This is a genomic window from Silvibacterium dinghuense, from assembly GCF_004123295.1.
GTDB lineage: Bacteria > Acidobacteriota > Terriglobia > Terriglobales > Acidobacteriaceae > Silvibacterium > Silvibacterium dinghuense.
In genome coordinates, this window is record NZ_SDMK01000001.1 from 2,128,619 (window position 1) to 2,146,444 (window position 17,826).

A 17,826-nucleotide genomic window follows, 5' to 3' on the forward strand; every position below is an offset into this window, starting at 1 on the left:
AATGCCGCGGCTCCTCTGTTTTCGGATGAATCAAAGTGCCTGGTCTGCAATCGTCAACGCGCGATCGAAGACTTCCACTGCGGCATCAATCTGGCTCTTCTCGATGATGAGTGGCGGAGCGATGACAAAGTGGCTGATCCAGGCCTGCAGCGACACACCGTTCTTCATGCATTCCGCGGCAACCTGATCGACGACGGTGGGCTTACCGTCGACCTTGTCCTGCTTGGTGTTGAAGGGTGTCTTCTTCTGCTGATCGCGGACGAGATCGACGGCCCAGAAGAGGCCGAGACCACGCACCTCTCCGATGGAGGGATGCTTTAGCTTAAGGGCATGCAGCTTCTCGCCTAAATATGCGCCCATTTCCTTTGCGCGTGCGACAAGCCCGAGCCGCTGCATTTCGCCGATAGCGGCGATCGCAGGACCGAGCGTGATGGGATGCGCCTCGTAGGTGTGGCCATGCGCGAAGAAGTGATCTTCGAAGTAGTCGGCGATGGTCTGCGTGGTGGCGCAGAGCCCGAGTGGCACATAGGCCGAGGTGATGCCCTTGGCGGTGACGAGAATATCCGGCTTAACGCCCCAGTGATTGACCGCGAACCATTCGCCCGTGCGTCCCCAACCAGACATAACTTCATCAGCAATTAATAAGACACCATGACGGTTACATATTTCACGCAGACGCGGTAAATACTCTGGAGGTGGTACAAGCACGCCATTTGTCCCAACCACCGGCTCGACGAGTACTGCGGCGACGTCGCTCTCGTTTTCGATCATGTGCTCGAGGTAATCGGCACATGCAATGCCACAGCCCGGATATGTGTGCTTGATCGGGCACTTGTAGCAGTGCACCTCGGGGGCGAAGAGAAAGCCCTGACCTTTACCGCCCGGCTCCATGGCCCAGCGGCGAGGGTCGCCGGTGGCAGCGATCGAAGCCATGGTCGAACCATGATAAGAGCGATAGCGGGCGATGATCTTCGTCTTGCCCGTATACATGCGCGCGATTTTGAAGGCAGCCTCGTTTGCCTCTGTGCCTGATGTCGCGAAGAAGAACTTGGTCAGCCCATCGGGTAAGACATCGAGGAGCAGGCGGCTTAACTCGGCGCGTGCATCGGTGGCATAAGAGGGCATGATGTAGGCGAGCTTCTGCGCCTGCTCGCCGATGGCCCGGATTACGGCCTGATTCTTGTGGCCCAGGTTCGAGCACATGAGCTGTGCCGAGAAGTCGAGATACTGTTTGCCTGATGCATCGGTGAAGGTGCAGCCCTCGGCATCAACGATGTGCAGCGGCTTCCATGATTTCTGATAGCGCCATGTGCCGTAATTGTGTTGCCGCGTGAGAGTGACGACTTCGTCGCTGCTGAGTGAGTTGCGGGGATTGAAAACGGTATCGCTCATGATGTCCGCCTTTGCCCTCTACTCTATCGCGGCAGGCGGATGTTCCGTCATCGGAGCGTCTTCTTGATGAAGTGGGATTCGCTGCTGCAGGCTTTGCTTTCGTTGGCGGCCTGGTTCTCGTAAATTTTCACAGCGCAACTTTGATGGATGCCTCGGGTCCATCCCCGTGTGGCTGAGAGTGCTGTCTGCAGGCAGTGGCTCCGTTACGAGGAGTGAAGCGATGAACAAAGCAAAGTGGATCTTGAGCGCGGCAGCACTTTTCCTGCCGCTTGCAGCACAGGCGCAGTATGGAGGTTACGGTCCCAGACCCTACCCCCCTCCCTTTGCGCAACAGCGTCCGGAGATGGTCTTGGGCACCGCGCATGTGGATGGTCCGGTGGATCACGATGATATCAAGGTCGATCGCTATGCGGGACGTTTTCATTTCGTGCTGCTGCAGGTGCACGATGCGCCGATTCGCTTCGACCACGTGGTGATTCATTATGCCGATGGGGCTGCAGAGACACTGCCGGTGAGTACCTTCATCCCGCCGAGTGGCACCAGCCGTTGGATTGCGTTGCCTGGCGGCGAGCGCCGTATTCATAGTCTCGAGCTCTGGTATGCGCGGGCTGAGCCTGGCAACCCGATCCGTCCCGAGGTCGAACTCTTCGGCGCACCGTAAGCAGCGAGTCAGCAGGGGAGCAGCCAGCAGTCAGGCACAAAAGCGGCCAGCAGAAGCACCGCTCCTGCTGGCCGCTTTATCACTGACCGTACCTGCGCCTGACCGCTGATTGCTTCAGCGTGCCTTGGCAGCCAGGGTCTCTGCTACCGATGCAAATGCTTTGCGCGAAGCTGCAATTGTCGCTTCAGCATCCGCGATGGAGTGGGCGATGCCGAGGAAGGCAGCCTCATATTGCGAGCAGGGAAGCCAGATGCCCTGTTCCATCATGGCGCGATGGAAGACGGCAAAGGTTGCGGTGTCGGATTGTGCCGCGCTTGCGTAGTCGGTGACCGGTGAGCCGGTGAAGAACCAGGTCCACATCGCCCCCACGCGATTCGTGGTCATTGCGATACCAGCCTTCGAGGCTTCCGCCGCGACACCATTTGCAACGGTGTCTGTGACAGATTCAAGTTGCGCGTAGACCTCGACACGATGCTTTACGAGATATCCGACCGTCGCAATGCCTGCCGCCATGGCCAGAGGATTGCCGCTGAGCGTTCCGGCCTGATAGACGGGGCCGAGCGGCGCGAGCTGATTCATGATCTCGGCGCGTCCGCCGAAGGCCGCGCAGGGAAGGCCTCCGCCGACAATCTTGCCGAGCGTGGTCAGATCGGGCTGGATGCGGTAGAGCTCCTGCGCGCCGCCGAGTGAGAGGCGGAAGCCGGTCATGACCTCGTCGAAGATCAGCAGTGCGCCCTCGACGGTTGTCAGGGCGCGAAGTGCTTCGAGGTAGCCATGGCCGGGCGGAATGGTGCCTGCGTTGCCGACCACCGGTTCGACGATAATCGCTGCGATTTGATCCTTATACGTAGCGAATGCTTTTTGTACCGCGTCGAGATCGTTGAAAGGCAGCGCCAGTGTCAGGTGCGCGATCTCATCGGGTACGCCGGCCGAGCCGGGGATGCTGAAGGTGGCGACGCCGGAGCCGGCCTTCACCAGCAGGCCGTCGGAGTGGCCGTGATAGCAGCCCTCGAACTTGATGATGTACTTGCGGCCGGTGAAGGCGCGCGCCAGGCGGATGGCCGACATCGTTGCCTCGGTGCCTGAGCTCACGAAGCGCAGTTTCTCGATCGAAGGGAAAGCCTTCACGACCAGCTCGGCGAGATCGCCTTCGGCAGCGGTCGAAGCGCCGAAGCTGGCCGAGCGCGTGGCCGCGGCCTGGATGGCCTCGACGGCGGGCGGAAAGGCATGGCCGAGGATCATCGGCCCCCAGGAGCCGAAGTAGTCGATGTAGCGGTTTCCGTCCTCATCCCAGAGATAGGCACCCTGGCCGCGGGTGACAAAAGGCGGATGGCCGCCGACGGCGCGGAAGGCGCGGACAGGCGAGTCAACGCCGCCGGGCAAAAGGCTCTCGGCGCGCTGCTGGAGGGCGGCGGAACGGGCGTGGTTCATGCCTTCCAGTATAGAAGCGCTGCTACCGCCAGTTCTTTTGTTCTTCCAGGTAGATCTTTGTGTAGTCGAGGTAATTGCGCGCGTACTTGAGGATCATCTCGCGGTCGTCGGAGGTGAGCTCGCGGCGCACCTTGCCGGGCACGCCGGCCACCAGCGCTCGCGGCGGCACCTTCATGTTTTCGGGAATGAGCGCGCCGGCGGCGACGATCGAGCCCTCGCCGATGTGGGCGTTGTTCATGATGGTCGCCCCCATGCCGATGAGGCAGGCATCCTCGATGACGCAGCCGTGCACCGTGGCGTTGTGGCCGATGGTGACGTATTCGCCGACGATGACCGGGTACAGGTGCCGCATGCCGTGCAGCACGGCGCAGTCCTGCACGTTCGAGTGCGCGCCCAGGCGGATGGAGTGCACGTCGCCGCGGAGGACGGCGTTCATCCAGACGCTTGCGTGCTCGCCAAGCACCACGTCGCCGAGAATCTGCGCAGAGGCGTCGACATAGCAGCTATCGGGAATGACGGGCGTGTGGCCCTGGTAGGTACGGATCATGATGAATCTGATATTAAGCTTGCGAGATGGAATATCCCATCCGGATATTCCATGTGGGCTTCATGGTTTGAATCAAGGCAATCTCTAAGCCTGCCGCAGTGTTTACCGGGAGTCCATTCCATACAGTTGACTCAGGAGTTGCAGCCAAGACCTCCACCTCAAAACCTTCTGCAATTGCAGCCTTAATTTGCTTATGAACTCGAGCACTTGTTCTCTGGCGCTCATGACCGCGACGGTACTGGTCCATACGACCTCTCAGTCCCCGCAGAGATAAGCCTACATATACAACCGTGTCTTTGAGGACAAAAGCATAGACCCCGGGCTCAACTGGGCACGAACCCTCAAAGATAAACGCATCGGGAGATATAAGAACCCACCTCCCAATGTGTCTGAATCCTGAGCGAATCAACATCGCGGGTTGGCCAGTTGGCAAATGCAAAGTTGCGGTCGAAATATGCGATTGAGAAACGTCTGCTTGCTGTGGCATGCTGCGGGATGCAGATATATTTCCAATCCCAGAGCGAACTAAAACATTGCGAACATGCTGATATCGGATTGAGAGCAAATCCCTAATTTCGGTTCGCGAATACCCTGCTTGCGCTAACGCCCTAATCTTGTCGGCTGTCTTCACGAGCCCTCTGATTGAAGTTTTGGGTGATAAGCGTTCCAAATTCATCTCAACTCCTGCTCCAGGCATCGCAGTGTAGCAGCCTTTATCTGTACAGGAGGTCGTTGATCTAACATCAGAGACTATTTCTTTGCAAGGCATCGGAACAGGTCTCTTTATTTGAGGATGTCAGCGCCGCATCCGCTCTGGGCCTGTTGCCAGGCACGGTCGGTGATCCATGGCGTGGTAACACCGTCGGCCGTGGCGCGGACATCGGCCGAAAAAGCCGAGACCGTCTGCATGGAAACATCGCGTCCGGCGCGGATGTAAACGGTGTGCTCCGTGCGCTGGGCCATCCGCTGCTTGATCGCCGCGAGCGCATCTTTGCGCGTGTAGGTCGAGGCGTCGATCTGCACCGCATCGTCTCCCTGCATGGTCAGGTAAAGGGCGTTGCATCGTTGAGCCGCGCTCATTTTATCTGGCTGGGCGAAGGTCACCACAGAGGCGCGAGGCTGCGCGGAGTGCCGGAAGAAAGCGATGCAGGAAACGACAATCAGGATGACGAAGAGGGCAAGCCTCAAAGCGCTACGCGGCGCGACAAACTTCATATCCCTTTAGACGCCATTGAGCGTTGGGCTGTTCCCTGAACTGCTTGCATTCATACTGATTCCGAGGACCGTTTCTGTATGCAGGTGATTGAAGCCACAACCATCCTTCAAGCCCCGATAGCCCGCTGTTTCGAGCTCTCGCTCAGCATCGACCTCGAGACAGAAGCCGGTCGAGCCCAGAAGCTCCGGGCGATTCGCGGCAGGACCTCGGGCATCATCGGCCCGAATGAGCAGGTGACGTGGCGAGCAAGGCAATTCGGCATCTGGGTAAGGCATACGAGCGTCATCAGCCAATATCGAGCGCCGGAGTTCTTTGAAGACAGCATGGTGCGCGGGGTCTTTCGGATTTTCCGGCACCAGCACTTCTTTCGGACGCTCACAGACGGAAGCACGGAGATGCGCGATCACCTCACCTTCGCGATGCCCTTCGGGGTGTTCGGACGAGCGGTTGAGGTTGCGCTTGTGCGGAGGCGGATGGAGGAGCTGCTATCCGCACGGAACAGGCAAATAAAGAGGGTAGCGGAAACCGGTTGATCAGCGGCCTGATTCTACGGAAGCTAACAGCGAGCGCAGCTTTCCTCTAAGAGATTCCTGCTCAGAAAGCGACAGGCTGCTGATTGGCAGGATCTGGACCGTATTTCCTGGAAGCATAAGAAGCTGCACCCTCTTGCCGTCCTTAACCGAGGAAAAGGCGCTCCATGGCTGAAAGCTATTGCCGCCCGTTTTTGATTGGGCATGGAGTCCGTCTGCCTCAATGACGAAGTACTCCGGGCCTGTCGCGTTGTACTGAGCGATCTGTTTGCGGGTATTACGGCGAACACTCCAAATAGACCAGGCAAAAATAACGAGGATGGCCACCCAGATGATGCCTAGGCTTCGCCAATTGGGGATGGTGTGGTGGAGAAGCCCTGAGATTGTCCCCGCAGTCAGCGCGATTAGAATTCCGGCACCGTAGAAATTGCGAAGGATGAATTTGGGCCAATAGGATTTGGATTGCAGGAGTCGCGCAGTCTCGGCGTACTCTTCAGGCGTCAGGCTTCCGCTTATTTTCATCGGGTTGAGGAAAGATGATCTGGCAGGATCATAGCAGGCTAGCCAGAGCACTTCTCCCCTCCTGATTTATCCTCAAAGAGACTATGTCTCAGCACGAAACCGGGGATCAGATCCCCTCCTTATCCGGCTACAGCGAGGCCGAACTGGATCAGGCCTTCGCGGGCGTTCTGCGCGAGGTCGAGACGTCGGCGGCTGCATTGGCCGACTCCGATGCGGTCGAGGCCTTCCGCCTCCAGTGGCTCGGCCGCAAGCAGGGCCGCCTCAAGGCCATCAGCGATGCCTGGCTGGCTCCGGCGCCTGTCGAGGCCAAGAAGCTGATCGGCCAGCGCTTCAATGTGCTCAAGTCGGCGATCGAAGAGCGCCTGGAGCGCGCCGGCAAGGCTACGCACACGAACGCGCTCGAGGCTGAGCGCATCGACATCACGCTGCCCGGCACCCAGCCGCGCGTGGGAGCCGAGCATCCGCTCATCAAGACGCAGAACGAGTTGCTGGCCATCTTCGCGCGCATGGGTTACTCGGTCGGCGTGGGCCCCGAGGTCGAGACCGATTACTACAACTTCGAGTCGCTGAATTTCCCGCCGGGACACCCGGCGCGTGACACCCAAGACACGCTGGTGGTTGCGAATCAGGACCGCAAGCCGCTGCGTGACCGCCTGCTGATGCGCACGCACACCTCGCCCGTACAGATCCACACCATGGAGACGCAGGCACCGCCGGTGCGCATCGTGATCCCGGGCAAGGTTCACCGCAATGACGCGGCCGACGCGACGCATTCACCCATCTTCCATCAGCTCGAAGGCCTGTGCGTGGACACGAACATCACCTTCGCCGACCTGAAGGGCACACTCGACCACGCCATGAAGGAGCTCTTCGGCTCGAGCGTGAAGACGCGCTTCTTCCCCTCGTTCTTCCCCTTCACCGAGCCCTCGGCGGACGTGCAGATTTCGTGCCCCTTCTGCGGCGGCAAGGGCTGCCGCAAGTGCAAGCACTCGGGCTGGATCGAGCTGCTCGGCTGCGGCATGGTCGATCCCGCGGTGTTTGGCTTCGTGCAGCAGAAGCAGCCCGCGTATGACCCGAAGAAGATCTCGGGCTTCGCCTTCGGTATGGGCATCGACCGCATCGCCATGATGAAGTACGGGATCAGTGACATTGGCCTGCTTTACTCGGGAGATCTGCGGTTTTTGGAGCAGTTTGGGTAGGAGCGAGGACAAGACAGTTAGCAGTTAGGCACAAAGACGGCCAGGATTGAGTTGCGAAGTGCGAGCGGGAGTGCCCTATGCGCGTAAAGCAATTTCGCGATTTTGTCGTCTGGCAGCGTGGGATGGAGCTTGCCAGGGAAATTTACCGGCTGACGCGGAGCTTTCCGAAGGAAGAAGTATTCGGGCTGAGCAGTCAGATGAAACGGGCGGCAGTCTCAATCCCCAGCAATATCGCGGAAGGGCATGGTCGCTCAACGGATCGAGCTTTCGCAGTGTTTCTGGGACATGCACGGGGCTCGCTTTTTGAGCTGGAAACACAGACGGAGCTTGCGGAAAGCCTGGGCTTCCTGTCGAAGGACGATGAGAAAAAAGTGCTGTCGTTGTGCGGAGAGATCGGCCGAATGCTTCACGGACTATTGAATTCGATGAAAGAGGAAACACGAAAGCAGGGGTAACTTTTACTGGCCGCTTTATCACTGGCCGTCTTTGTGCCTGATTGCTCGAAAGTGCAGCTATGAATATTCTCTCCAATTGGCTCCGTGACTATCTTCCCGGCCTCATCGCTACCGATCGCGAGCTTGCCGAAGACCTGACGCTGCGCGGCATCGCTGTCGAAGGCGTCTTCGATCTCGGTGAAGGCAAGGGCTCGCTCTTCGAGATGGACATCACCACCAACCGCGTGGACGCGATGAACCACTACGGCATCGCGCGCGAGGCGGCGATCATTTATGGCCTTCTGCTGAAGCCCTTCGATCTCTCGCTGCCGGCGGCGAAGCCCGGCGCGGCGTATCCGATCGCGATTGAAGACCCGAAGCTCTGCGGACGCTTCACTGCCCGCGTGGTGCGCGGCGTGACGATTGCGTCCTCGACCGGCATCGTCGCCGAGCGCTTCGGACTGCTCGGGCAGAAGCTCATCTCGAACGCGGTCGACGCAAGCAACTACGTCATGTTCGCCATGGGCCAGCCCACGCACGCCTTCGACCTCGACAAGGTCGAGGGCACGGTCATTGTGAGGCGCGCGCGCAAGGGCGAGACCATCAAGCTGCTCGACGAGCTCGTGCACACGCTCGACCCTGAAGACCTCATCGTTGCCGACGAGAAGAAGCCGCTGGGCCTCGCGGGCGTGATGGGCGGATGGGATTCGCGCATCACGCCCGAGACGAAGAACGTGCTCGTCGAGGCGGCGTGGTTTGACCAGGCCACCATCCGCCGCTCGTCGAAGCGGCACCTGCTGCACACCGATGCTTCGCATCGCTTCGAGCGCGGCGCGGATTACAACGCCGCCCCGGTCGCCTCGGCGCTGCTGACGCAGATCATTCTCGAGTCGGGCGGCGAGATTGTCGGCGACTTCGCCGATATCCAGATTCCCGAGGTCGAAGCCAAGACTGTCAAGCGCAGCTGCATCGCCTTCAGCGCCAGCGAGATTACGCGCCTGCTGGGTGCGACCGAAGATCCCGAGGGAATCGGTGCGGTGCAGGCCGAGACGATCCTCACCGGCCTCGGCTGCCAGCTTGAGACAAACCGCGAGGGGGAATACTCTGTCGCGCTGCCCAGCTGGCGACTCGATCTCGAGCGCGAGATCGACCTGATCGAAGAGATCGCGCGCGTCTACGGCTACAACAAGTTCAAGAACACGCTGCCCAACTTCGCCGGCTCGGTCGTCGAGCTGCCCTGGGCTGAAAAAGAGCGCGTCGTTCGTGGCCAGCTTCTTTCCATGGGCTGGAATGAAGCCATCTCCTCGACCTTCTGCTCGGAGGCCGATGCAACGCTCTTCGCGCCTCAGCCTGCTTCATCGGTCGCTATGGGCAATCCGCTGAGCGAAGAGGCCGGCATGCTGCGCCCGTCGCTGCTGCCAGGCATGGCGACGATGCTGGCGCTCAATCTCAACCGCGACGTGGAAGATGTTGCACTTTTCGAAATCGGTACGGCCTTCAGCGGATCGACAGAAAAGGTAGAAGAACGGCCTGCGCTGTCGATTGGAGCCTCAGGCCGCGCTTTTGGCGCGGATGCCGTGACCTTCTACGACATGAAGGGTGCGGTCGAGGCGCTGCTGGGCAAGTTTGCAGCGCGCTCGGCCTATTACGACGCGCTCTTGTTGCCGCCCTGGCTCCATCCGGGGCGTAGCGCGCGGGTGGTGCTTGAGGGCATGACCATCGGCTACTTCGGCCAGCTGCATCCGGAAGAAGCGGAGCGCCGCAAGCTCAAGCAAATCTGTTTCCTGGGTGAGATCTATCTCGACCGCCTCTATAAGCAGTCGCTGCGGGTACCGGTGATGCGCGAGCTCTCGAGATTCCAGGCGGTGCGCCGCGACTTCTCGCTGCTCTTCCCGGACGCGGTTCTGTATGGAGCGATCGATTCGGCACTGCGCGGCCTCGGCATCCCCGAGCTGAAGAGCTTCGAGGCGAAGGAGATCCTGCGCGGCACCGATTCTGCGGCCGCGGCGGGCAGACTCGCCCCGGTGGGGCAGTATTCGCTGCTGCTGCGCACGGTTTTCCAGTCGAATGAGCGCACGCTGCGCGACGAGGAGCTGCAGGAATTCTCGCAGAAAGTCATTGCTGCGCTGGCGACGCTCGGCGGCCAGCTGCGTGGTTAAGATTTGTGCGGGTATCGCCCGAGGCACGTCGGTGGAGGATGGGTTGGGGAATTTCCCGCATCCACCGAGGCCGCGGCGCTATACTGCGCGAAGATACGAAGAGAAGATTTTCTCCTAACGAAGAGGTATTTCGCTGATGTCCACGCTCGCTCTTGAAGAAACCCAGCTTCCGCTGACCGCCGATGACTTCAACGCACTGGAGCAGCGTGTGCTGCGCATGGTGGAACTGCTCCGGCAGGAGCGCGAGGCCCGTGGCGCGGCCGAGCAAAAGATCCAGTCGCTCGAAGCAACGGTGCGGAGCCTCGAAGAGAGCGGGCTGAATGCGGAACAGCGCGCCGAAAACCTGCAGGAGCAGCTCACCGCCTCGCAGCGGCGCATCGAAGAGCTCGATCAGCAGACGAATCATCAGACGCAGCAGATCGGCAATCTCGAAGGCGAGCGCGAGCACGTGCGCGGCCGCGTCGAGCGCCTGCTCAAGCAGCTCGAAGAGATCCCGGCCTAAGAGCGCCGGCAAAGGAGTAGCGTGGCGATGTCATCCCCTCAGGATCCCCGGCACGACGAAGGGCAAATGGAAGCGATCACCGTCGATATCTACGATCAGACCTACCACTTGCGGGGGCACGATCCCGAGTACCTGCGGCGGCTGGGTGAGATGGTCGACATGAAGATGCGCGCGGTCGCTTCGCGGGGCAAGACCGTCGATTCCCTGCGCGTCGCGGTGCTTGCGGCGCTGAATATCGCCGACGAGCTGGCCACACTGCAGGAACAGACCAGGAGCGGCAGCGGGCAGCTGCGCACGCGGACGAATTCGCTCGCCGGGCTGCTCGACGACGTGCTCGGCAGCGAGCGGAAGATCGGGTAAAGGCGGCAGCCAGCAGCCAGTCACAAGAACGGCTAGTAGAGAAGCGGCCAGTGGGAGCATCGCTCCTGCTGGCCGCTTTTGTTTTGCGAGAATTCCGGGTGCCCCACATCTCGTTCTTTCCGAGATGTGGGTTCGCAGAACGAACGCGCTACGAAGGTCTGTACCGTCCCACCCAGGCGGAGCTTGGATGGGACACCCGGGTCTTTAGCATTTCGGCAATGCCAGATTCGCGACCAGCGGGAGCGCGAGCCGAAGGCGATTGCCCCTGACGGCCAGTCAGGGCTTGGGGTTCGCCACAAACACCGGCGTCTTCGCGTCGCTGGCAAAGCGCCAGGCGCTCAGGTAGGCGAGATCGAGGATTTTCGTCATCTTCGGATAATCGATCTTCTCTGCCGTGTCGGTGATGTGGTGGTAATCGGGATGGAAGCCGGTGAACCACCAGAAGGCTGGGATGTTGTGCAGCACAAAGGGGAATTGGTCGGAGCGGAAGAAGACGTTGAGCGCACTCTCGTGGTCGAAGCGGTCGTCCAGGATGAGGCCGACATGCCCGTTCTCCTCCTTCACCACGGCGTCATAGCCGGGTGAGTAGAGCGCGCCGATCAGGTTCAGCCGGTTCGAGGTATCGGCCGGAATCTGGATGAGGCCGTCGGTCTGCGGGCTGGGCTTCTCGTCGCGGCCGATCATATCGAAGTTGATCTGCGCGCGGGTGGTGGCCAGCGGCCGCAGCGGGTGCTGTGCCAGGTAGTAGGCGCCAAGCAGGCCGCGCTCCTCGCCGGCGAAGACAACAAAGAGGATAGACCGTTTCGGATGCGTGCCGTTGGCGGCGAAGGCATGCGCCAGCTCGACCACGCCGACCGTGCCCGATCCGTTGTCGTCGGCGCCGTGCCAGATCTGCACGCAGTCCGGTCCGGCGGGAGTAGGTTGTCCATGCTCGTCCACGCCGCCAGCGTTCGCCGGGCAGGGCGCGGCGCCGTCATGATCATGGTGCGCGGTGATCATGACTGTCTCTGTTTTGAGCTTCGGGTCTGAACCCAGAAGCAGGCCGGCGACATTCCAGCTTGTGCCATCCTTCTCGGAGGTGTTGCGCAGGTGCAGGGTCAGCGTGGTGTCTGGCAGGTTGCGGCTCTGGTTGGAGAGGTCCTTGTCGATGGCCGCCTGCAGCGCCGAAGCCTCGGCCTTGCCTGAGGTGTTTTGGGTGGCAGCGAGCGTTGCAAAGAGCTGATCGGCCACGTCGTCGAGCACCAGCACGCTGGGAATGTGCAGTTCATCGTCGGCGATGGCCTGGAGCGGCAGTGGCACGGCGCGGGTGATACTGCCGCCGATGCGGGCGGCGCGCTCGGCATTGGTCAGGTGCTTGCGATTCGGCTCGGCGACGACGACCAGCGCCACGGCGCCGTGGGCCTGTGCGTTCCATAATTTCACGCGCGTGGTGGCGTAGCGGGTATTGCCCGTGCCGTTGAAGATCGACTGCGGATCGTCCTCCTGCGGCTCATGGTCGAAGACGAAGACGATCTTGCCTTTGGCGTCGATGCCCTTGTAGTCGTCATACCCGAGCTCGGGTGCGGTGATGCCATAGCCGGCGAAGACCACGGGCGCAGTGAGATCGACAGCCTTGCGATAAGCGCCGAAGGCCTGTGGCGCGTGCCAGACGGTCGTCTTCCCATCCTGGGTCAGGGTGACGCTCGAGGCGGCGCGGTCTGCGCGGTACTCCACCAGCGGGACAGCCTGCAGGTAGGAGGGCTTGCCTGACGCGTCCCTTGCCGCCGGAACCAGGCCGGCCTTGGCAAACTGGTCGGCGATCCAGTGAACGGCGACTTCGTCGCCGGGCTGGAGGCTCATGCGGCCTTCGAGCTTGTCGCTGGCGATGTAGGCGAGGTCACGGCGGAGATCGGACTCCTGAATGGCGGCGAAGCCCTTGGCTTCGCGGGCAGAGACAGGCGCCGGCGCACCGGCTTGCGCGCTCAGGAGGAGCGTGCCGGAAAGAGCGGCGACGCTGCCGAAGGCCAGGACAAGCATAGAGAGACGTGGCATGGGAGACATCCTAACCCAGCCGTACGGTAAGTGATCCCGAGAAATGCAGATAAATCACAGAAAAAAAGCCACTTGAGGGAAGCGCCTGAAAATTTACACAGAAAAACGAAAACGGGAGCCAACAAAAAACGGGGCGGCCGTATCGTAATGTCCGGAGGATAAGCACTCTTATGAAGCTGATTCGCAGAGCGGCAGCTGTGTCTACACTGGCTGCGATGTTGGCCGGTGGTGCGATGTTTGCCCAGCAACCGGGACCGGGCGGCCCAGGCGGTCCTGGTCCAGGTGGACCTGGTGGGCACGACAATCACCAGTATGTGCGCCACAATGACTGGCGCAAGGGACGGCGCATGGCCCAGGGCGATTGGGCCCGTGGTGAGCGTGTCGATTACCAGCGCTATCACCTGAAGCCCCCACCGCGCGGCTATGAGTGGCGCGAAGTCGACGGCAACTATGTGATGGCGGCTGTGGCCACGGGGCTCATCGCCTCGGTGATCGTAGCTTCCACCGTGCACTAGAGCCTGTTATGAACTTTCCCGCGGCGGACGCTGGGAGCCAATTTTTCTGAGGTCGAGGAGCGAGTTGCGACGGATATCGGGTTATCTCCGAGCGGCGAGCGACGAAGAGATCGGGAAAATTGGCCCCAGCCCTTCGGGTTGCGGGGAAAATCGGCCCATACTTCGTTGTCGGCCTCGCCTAGGAATAGCCAATGTCTTCGGCCTCCGCCTCGTCTCGGCCGATTTTCCCACGCAACGCCGCTCGCGCGAAAGTTCATAACAGGCTCTCGACCACATCCCCAACCCATCCCACGAGGCGAACGCCGGGCACTTGCCCGGCGTTCGTCATTTCCGATCAGAATGAGTTGCGAGGCCCGCTGACGCAGGGGTTTCCGGCGATGAAATAGCGGTGCGGCCAGTCGACGGCCTTACGGATGCCGATGCGCGGGGTCGCGAGGATAGAAGCGGGCTGGTAGCCGTCATCGTGAACAAAGAGTGACGATGCCGGGTTCGTGACATCGAGCCCGTTGTGTAGGGCGCGGGTAAGGCCGAGAGCCTGGCAGAGGCGTCCAGGGCCCGAGGTGAGGAGCGCCGGTTTTACGCCGGGGGTAAGACCGCGCAGCCGGGCCATGGTTTCCATGCCCTTTACGGGCTCCAGTGCGCGGATGAGGATACATCCCGCCTGTCCGGCCGGCTCGCAGGAGAAATTCAGGCAGTAGTACATGCCGTAAATGAAGTAGACATAGGCCTGTCCGGGCGGCCCGAAGAGGACGGCATTGCGGGCAGTCTTTCCGGTAAAGGCGTGGGCCGCCGGATCGTCCGCACCGAAATAAGCCTCGACTTCCACGATGCGGCCGGTAAGCTTTTCTCCCTCATCACGATGGGTGATGAGCTTGCCGAGCAGCGCCTGAGCGACGGTGTCGGGTGGCGGCAGATAAAAGGAACGAGGCAGCGGCTTCGGCATAAGAGAGAGACTGTCATCCCGACCGAAGCGACCGCAAGGGAGCGCAGTGGAGGGACCTGCTGTTTTGTTGAGCCAAGTGCCCCACCCACGCCCGGGTTTGGCATGGGTGGGGCTCCAAACCACGTACTTCGCGACCAGCGGGAGCGGAGGCCGAAGGCGGATCGTCCTGCGCGAAGCAGCGGAGAAATGACAAAAATGTTTAGGAGACCTTGAGTTCTTTGATCGCGGCCAGCACTTCCTCGGCGTGGCCTTCGGGCTTCACCTTGGGGAAGATTTTGAGCAGGGTGAGATCCGGTCCAAAGAGATAGGTGGTGCGCTCGATGCCCTTCACCTTTTTGCCGTACATGTTCTTTTCTTTCAGTACGCCAAACAGATTGCAGATTTTTTCGTCTGAATCAGCGAGGAGCGGGTAATTGAGGTCGTACTTCTCCTTGAACTTCTTCTGCGCCCTTGGCGTGTCGCGCGAAATGCCGAGGACGACGGCGCCGGCTTTCTGCAGCTTGTCGAAGGTATCGCGGAAGCCGCAGGCCTCGATGGTGCAGCCTGGCGTATCGGCACGGGGGTAGAAGAAAAGGACGATGGGCTGGCCCTTGTAATCGCTCAGATGAACGGTTTCACCGTTTTCGTTCAGGACAGAGAAGTCGACTTTCTGATGCAGTTCCATGAATCTCCTCGAGCGAGCCAGTCGCGACCGGTCTCGCGTCTTATATAGCTTATAGAGAGTTGCGGGTGGGAGCGATGCGAGGAGTCGGGCTGGACGGAATGAAAACGCGGGCGTGCTGGCTGGTGGCAGGAGGAATGCTCATCTCCGGCGCCGTGGTCTCCCAGGCGCAGTACGTGGGCCGCGTAGATACGGCCAAGGCCGAAAAGGCGCAGACGCTGCGGGCGACCGCTGTGCTCGAGTACACCGGCGACTACACCAAACCGATTGCCAGCCGCCTGATTCCGCTTGCCGTGTGGGATGGGACGACCTATCAGCCGGCCGGGCTTTATCTGGCGCAGCCGGTGCCGCTGGCGGTTGAATCCGGCACGCAGTATCAGCTGGAAGAAAGCGGGTTGGCCAAGGGCTTTTTCGATGTCAAAGCAGCAGCGAATATCGGCGGCCCGGGCGGTTCATGGGTCGCGATCGGCGGCTATCAGAAGCCGATTTCCCCCGCACAGGCAAGGCTGAAGGCCTCGAAGCATATTCCGAAGATCGACGGCTGGGGTGATGACGACGATCAGCCGCACTTTGCGCACCGTCCTTCGGACAGCAGTAACGGCTCCAGCAAGGACAGCGGGAATGCTCCGGCAAAGGATCCTGATCGTCCGACGCTGAATCGCCGGACGGGCGACAACAGCAGCAGTTCTTCGCCGGACAGCGGGACGGGAAGCAGTTCGAGTAGCGGTACAGGGAACAGCACCTCCGGGAATAATTCCGGGAGCACGAGCTCCGGAAGCGGGTCTTCGTCAGATCCCGACCGCCCGACATTGCACCGGAAGACAGAGGACTCGGGCAGCAGCTCCGGAGGCAGTTCGACAGGCAGCTCCGGTTCGGGAACCACCGCAGGCAGTGGCACCGGGCCGGTCGATCCGGATCGTCCGACGATGCACCGCAGGACTCCGTCGAGTGGAGATGGCTCACCGGTCACAGCGACGACCGATATCGATCCGAACCGTCCGCGCCTCAGGCATGGACGGCCCGAGGAGCAGGAAAAACTGGATGTGCCGTCCGATGTTGAGATTGCTAAGCTGAGCGGGCATCCGGAGAACCTGGAGCAGATGGTTGCTGTCTCCGATGTCGCCACTCATTCCTCGGAAAACTGGCGTTACTCCTGGGCCGATCCGGCGGACGCGAAGTCATTGCAGACGCAGCTCGAAGGCATGGCGCAGAACCTGTTTGCCGGCAAGCCGATGGTAGCTCCGATCGGAGGCGGATTTGGCAGTGGTACGACGGCCTCTTCCACGACGAGTGGAGCAGCGGCAAAGAGCTCAGCCGTAACAGGTACGCACACGACCGCAATCCGGAATGCACATCGCAAGGCGGCGCTGTCCTCGCTGCCGGTGCTGGCCGATGAGCAGTTCCACGCCTATGCGCTGACCTTTGGCGGCGGGGCGACGCTGGTCTTTTCGGCGAAGACCACACTGGCCGACGGCAAGGTGAAATACGTGACACTGATCGCGCAGCCCGACTTCAGCGGGCAGGCGCGAGTGCTCTTCCACCAGATGACGAGCGACGATCAGCTTGACCAGACGCCGCGCATGCTGGTCGTCGACGCGCTCGATACCGATGGCGACGGTCGTGCAGAGCTGATCTTCGAGCTCGCCGGAAGGACCGACCGGCAGTATGCCATCTACCGCGTGGGGAACGGCGAAGTGGAACAGGTGTTCTCGACAGCCGGAGCGAGCTAGAACTTGCTGCGGAGCTCCCGGTTAACAAGTTCAGTGGCCTGAGCTTCGATTTCCGGATCGTCGCCAAAGCCCGGCAGCCAGCGCACCTCCGGCTCGCGGCGAAACCAGGTGAGTTGGCGCTTGGCGTAGTTGCGATGGCCCTGCTGGGCGGCGGTAATGGCTTCCGCTTCGGTCGATTCGCTGCGTAGCAGCGCACGGGCCTGCCGGTAACCGAGGGCATCCATGGGGCCTCGGGAGACGCGGTCTTCACTCTCAACCGGGCTGCCAGCTCCGGGAAACTCACCGTATTTCGCGATCAGAGCGCGGGTCTCCTCCACCAGTCCATCGCTAAACATCTGTGCGGCGCGGCGATTGATACGCTCGTAAAGTGCCTTGCGCTCCGGATCGAGGCCGATACGCAGGATGCGATAGCCGGTGAGCCGGTCGCGTCCCTGCTCCAGCCAGGCCTCTGTCATGGGCTGGCGGGCGGCGATGCAGACCTCGATGGCGCGGATGAGCTTGGGGGTGTCATTGGCGTGGATGGTGGCCGCTGCAGCCGGATCGAGCCGCTGCAAAATGCGGCTGAGCCAGCCGGAACCGAAGCGCAGATGGCTGCGCTCGAGGTGCATGCGCAGCTCCTGCGATCGCTGCGGTCCGGCAAAGAGGCCATCCACCAGCGCGCGCAGGTAGAGTCCGGTGCCTCCGGTGACGATCGGCAGGCCTCCGCGCGCTGTGATGTCGGCGATCGCGGCGCGGGCAAGGCGGGCATAGTCGCCTGCGGTGCACTGTTCGTCGGGAGCGAAGACATCGATCAGGTGGTGCGGCGCGCGGCTGCGTTCCTCGAGCGACGGCTTGGCTGAGCCGATCTCCATCTCGCGGTAGACGGCCACCGAGTCGCAGCTTACGATCTCGCCGCCGAAGCGTTCGGCGAGCGCGAGCGAGAGCGCCGTCTTGCCGCTGGCAGTGGGGCCGAGCAGGACGACAAGCAGAGGATCGGTATTGGGCGCGGACACG

19 protein-coding genes are annotated in these 17,826 nt (G+C 61.3%); 8 read left to right on the top strand and 11 right to left on the bottom strand.

Going from position 1 to position 17,826, the window contains the following annotated elements:
- Positions 1-30 precede the first annotated feature (30 nt).
- Positions 31-1,392 carry an aminotransferase family protein gene (locus tag ESZ00_RS08355; protein ID WP_129207635.1) on the bottom strand — a complete coding sequence of 454 codons (1,362 nt, stop codon included), beginning with the start codon at positions 1,390-1,392 and terminating at the stop codon, positions 31-33.
- 220 nt (positions 1,393-1,612) lie between these two features.
- Here ESZ00_RS08355 and ESZ00_RS08360 point away from each other — a divergent pair, with 220 nt between their 5' ends.
- Positions 1,613-2,053 carry a hypothetical protein gene (locus tag ESZ00_RS08360; RefSeq protein ID WP_129207636.1) on the top strand — a complete coding sequence of 147 codons (441 nt, stop codon included), beginning with the start codon at positions 1,613-1,615 and terminating at the stop codon, positions 2,051-2,053.
- Between the two features lie 114 nt (positions 2,054-2,167).
- Here ESZ00_RS08360 and hemL read toward each other — a convergent pair whose 3' ends face one another.
- The 6 genes from hemL to ESZ00_RS08390 form a co-directional block, all read right to left on the bottom strand.
- Positions 2,168-3,484: a glutamate-1-semialdehyde 2,1-aminomutase gene (gene hemL, locus ESZ00_RS08365; RefSeq protein WP_129207637.1), complete on the bottom strand. Its 1,317-nt coding sequence runs from the start codon at positions 3,482-3,484 to the stop codon at positions 2,168-2,170.
- A gap of 22 nt (positions 3,485-3,506) precedes the next feature.
- Entirely contained in the window at positions 3,507-4,031 is a 525-nt protein-coding gene (locus ESZ00_RS08370) for a gamma carbonic anhydrase family protein (RefSeq protein WP_129207638.1), read from the bottom strand.
- 13 nt (positions 4,032-4,044) lie between these two features.
- Complete coding sequence (locus ESZ00_RS08375) at positions 4,045-4,278, bottom strand: GIY-YIG nuclease family protein (RefSeq protein WP_129207639.1); 234 nt, start codon at positions 4,276-4,278, stop codon at positions 4,045-4,047.
- Positions 4,279-4,814: 536 nt separating this feature from the next.
- Positions 4,815-5,246, bottom strand: coding sequence for a hypothetical protein (locus tag ESZ00_RS08380; RefSeq protein WP_129207640.1), 432 nt, complete (start codon positions 5,244-5,246; stop codon positions 4,815-4,817).
- 6 nt (positions 5,247-5,252) lie between these two features.
- Positions 5,253-5,654 (bottom strand): hypothetical protein, encoded by a 402-nt coding sequence (locus ESZ00_RS08385; protein WP_129207641.1) that lies wholly within the window; start codon positions 5,652-5,654, stop codon positions 5,253-5,255.
- Positions 5,655-5,780: 126 nt separating this feature from the next.
- Entirely contained in the window at positions 5,781-6,350 is a 570-nt protein-coding gene (locus ESZ00_RS08390; RefSeq protein WP_129207642.1) for a hypothetical protein, read from the bottom strand.
- Between the two features lie 32 nt (positions 6,351-6,382).
- Here ESZ00_RS08390 and pheS point away from each other — a divergent pair, with 32 nt between their 5' ends.
- The 5 genes from pheS (at position 6,383) to ESZ00_RS08415 (ending at position 10,953) form a co-directional block, all read left to right on the top strand.
- Positions 6,383-7,498, top strand: a complete 1,116-nt coding sequence (pheS, locus tag ESZ00_RS08395; protein ID WP_129207643.1) for a phenylalanine--tRNA ligase subunit alpha — start codon at positions 6,383-6,385, stop codon at positions 7,496-7,498.
- Positions 7,499-7,575: 77 nt separating this feature from the next.
- Entirely contained in the window at positions 7,576-7,953 is a 378-nt protein-coding gene (locus tag ESZ00_RS08400) for a four helix bundle protein (RefSeq protein WP_129207644.1), read from the top strand.
- 59 nt (positions 7,954-8,012) lie between these two features.
- Positions 8,013-10,091, top strand: a complete 2,079-nt coding sequence (pheT, locus tag ESZ00_RS08405) for a phenylalanine--tRNA ligase subunit beta (RefSeq protein WP_129207645.1) — start codon at positions 8,013-8,015, stop codon at positions 10,089-10,091.
- Positions 10,092-10,227: 136 nt separating this feature from the next.
- On the top strand, positions 10,228-10,593 hold the full coding sequence (locus ESZ00_RS08410) for a hypothetical protein (protein WP_129207646.1): 366 nt from the start codon (positions 10,228-10,230) through the stop codon (positions 10,591-10,593).
- A 27-nt stretch (positions 10,594-10,620) separates the two neighbouring features.
- On the top strand, positions 10,621-10,953 hold the full coding sequence (locus tag ESZ00_RS08415; protein ID WP_129207647.1) for a cell division protein ZapA: 333 nt from the start codon (positions 10,621-10,623) through the stop codon (positions 10,951-10,953).
- Between the two features lie 276 nt (positions 10,954-11,229).
- Here ESZ00_RS08415 and ESZ00_RS08420 read toward each other — a convergent pair whose 3' ends face one another.
- Complete coding sequence (locus ESZ00_RS08420) at positions 11,230-12,984, bottom strand: M28 family peptidase (protein WP_229741048.1); 1,755 nt, start codon at positions 12,982-12,984, stop codon at positions 11,230-11,232.
- Positions 12,985-13,154: 170 nt separating this feature from the next.
- Between ESZ00_RS08420 and ESZ00_RS08425 the strand changes: the two genes are divergently transcribed.
- Complete coding sequence (locus tag ESZ00_RS08425) at positions 13,155-13,499, top strand: RcnB family protein (RefSeq protein ID WP_129207648.1); 345 nt, start codon at positions 13,155-13,157, stop codon at positions 13,497-13,499.
- 334 nt (positions 13,500-13,833) lie between these two features.
- Here the strand turns inward: ESZ00_RS08425 and ESZ00_RS08430 are convergent, their stop codons facing one another.
- Together ESZ00_RS08430 and bcp are read right to left on the bottom strand one after the other, a co-directional pair.
- Positions 13,834-14,442, bottom strand: coding sequence for a DNA-3-methyladenine glycosylase (locus ESZ00_RS08430; RefSeq protein WP_129207649.1), 609 nt, complete (start codon positions 14,440-14,442; stop codon positions 13,834-13,836).
- 199 nt (positions 14,443-14,641) lie between these two features.
- Positions 14,642-15,106, bottom strand: a complete 465-nt coding sequence (gene bcp / locus ESZ00_RS08435) for a thioredoxin-dependent thiol peroxidase (protein WP_129207650.1) — start codon at positions 15,104-15,106, stop codon at positions 14,642-14,644.
- 98 nt (positions 15,107-15,204) lie between these two features.
- On the opposite strand from bcp, the gene ESZ00_RS08440 reads away from it, so the two are divergent.
- Entirely contained in the window at positions 15,205-16,833 is a 1,629-nt protein-coding gene (locus ESZ00_RS08440; protein WP_129207651.1) for a hypothetical protein, read from the top strand.
- On the opposite strand, the gene miaA is transcribed toward ESZ00_RS08440, so the two are convergent.
- Positions 16,830-17,825 carry a tRNA (adenosine(37)-N6)-dimethylallyltransferase MiaA gene (gene miaA, locus ESZ00_RS08445; protein WP_229741049.1) on the bottom strand — a complete coding sequence of 332 codons (996 nt, stop codon included), beginning with the start codon at positions 17,823-17,825 and terminating at the stop codon, positions 16,830-16,832. The genes ESZ00_RS08440 and miaA overlap by 4 nt on opposite strands.
- Position 17,826 lies beyond the last annotated feature (1 nt).

Excerpts from the sequence above, each read along its gene's own strand:
- hemL (WP_129207637.1), bottom strand. The coding sequence starts at position 3,484 with ATGAACCACGCCCGTTCCGCCGCCCTCCAGCAGCGCGCCGAGAGCCTT.
- ESZ00_RS08375 (WP_129207639.1), bottom strand. The coding sequence starts at position 4,278 with ATGGACCAGTACCGTCGCGGTCATGAGCGCCAGAGAACAAGTGCTCGA.
- ESZ00_RS08360 (WP_129207636.1), top strand. The coding sequence starts at position 1,613 with ATGAACAAAGCAAAGTGGATCTTGAGCGCGGCAGCACTTTTCCTGCCG.
- ESZ00_RS08355 (WP_129207635.1), bottom strand. The coding sequence starts at position 1,392 with ATGAGCGATACCGTTTTCAATCCCCGCAACTCACTCAGCAGCGACGAA.
- ESZ00_RS08430 (WP_129207649.1), bottom strand. The coding sequence starts at position 14,442 with ATGCCGAAGCCGCTGCCTCGTTCCTTTTATCTGCCGCCACCCGACACC.
- bcp (WP_129207650.1), bottom strand. The coding sequence starts at position 15,106 with ATGGAACTGCATCAGAAAGTCGACTTCTCTGTCCTGAACGAAAACGGT.
- ESZ00_RS08440 (WP_129207651.1), top strand. The coding sequence starts at position 15,205 with ATGAAAACGCGGGCGTGCTGGCTGGTGGCAGGAGGAATGCTCATCTCC.
- pheT (WP_129207645.1), top strand. The coding sequence starts at position 8,013 with ATGAATATTCTCTCCAATTGGCTCCGTGACTATCTTCCCGGCCTCATC.
- ESZ00_RS08400 (WP_129207644.1), top strand. The coding sequence starts at position 7,576 with ATGCGCGTAAAGCAATTTCGCGATTTTGTCGTCTGGCAGCGTGGGATG.
- ESZ00_RS08380 (WP_129207640.1), bottom strand. The coding sequence starts at position 5,246 with ATGAAGTTTGTCGCGCCGCGTAGCGCTTTGAGGCTTGCCCTCTTCGTC.
- ESZ00_RS08415 (WP_129207647.1), top strand. The coding sequence starts at position 10,621 with ATGTCATCCCCTCAGGATCCCCGGCACGACGAAGGGCAAATGGAAGCG.
- pheS (WP_129207643.1), top strand. The coding sequence starts at position 6,383 with ATGTCTCAGCACGAAACCGGGGATCAGATCCCCTCCTTATCCGGCTAC.
- ESZ00_RS08420 (WP_229741048.1), bottom strand. The coding sequence starts at position 12,984 with ATGCCACGTCTCTCTATGCTTGTCCTGGCCTTCGGCAGCGTCGCCGCT.
- ESZ00_RS08425 (WP_129207648.1), top strand. The coding sequence starts at position 13,155 with ATGAAGCTGATTCGCAGAGCGGCAGCTGTGTCTACACTGGCTGCGATG.
- ESZ00_RS08370 (WP_129207638.1), bottom strand. The coding sequence starts at position 4,031 with ATGATCCGTACCTACCAGGGCCACACGCCCGTCATTCCCGATAGCTGC.
- ESZ00_RS08410 (WP_129207646.1), top strand. The coding sequence starts at position 10,228 with ATGTCCACGCTCGCTCTTGAAGAAACCCAGCTTCCGCTGACCGCCGAT.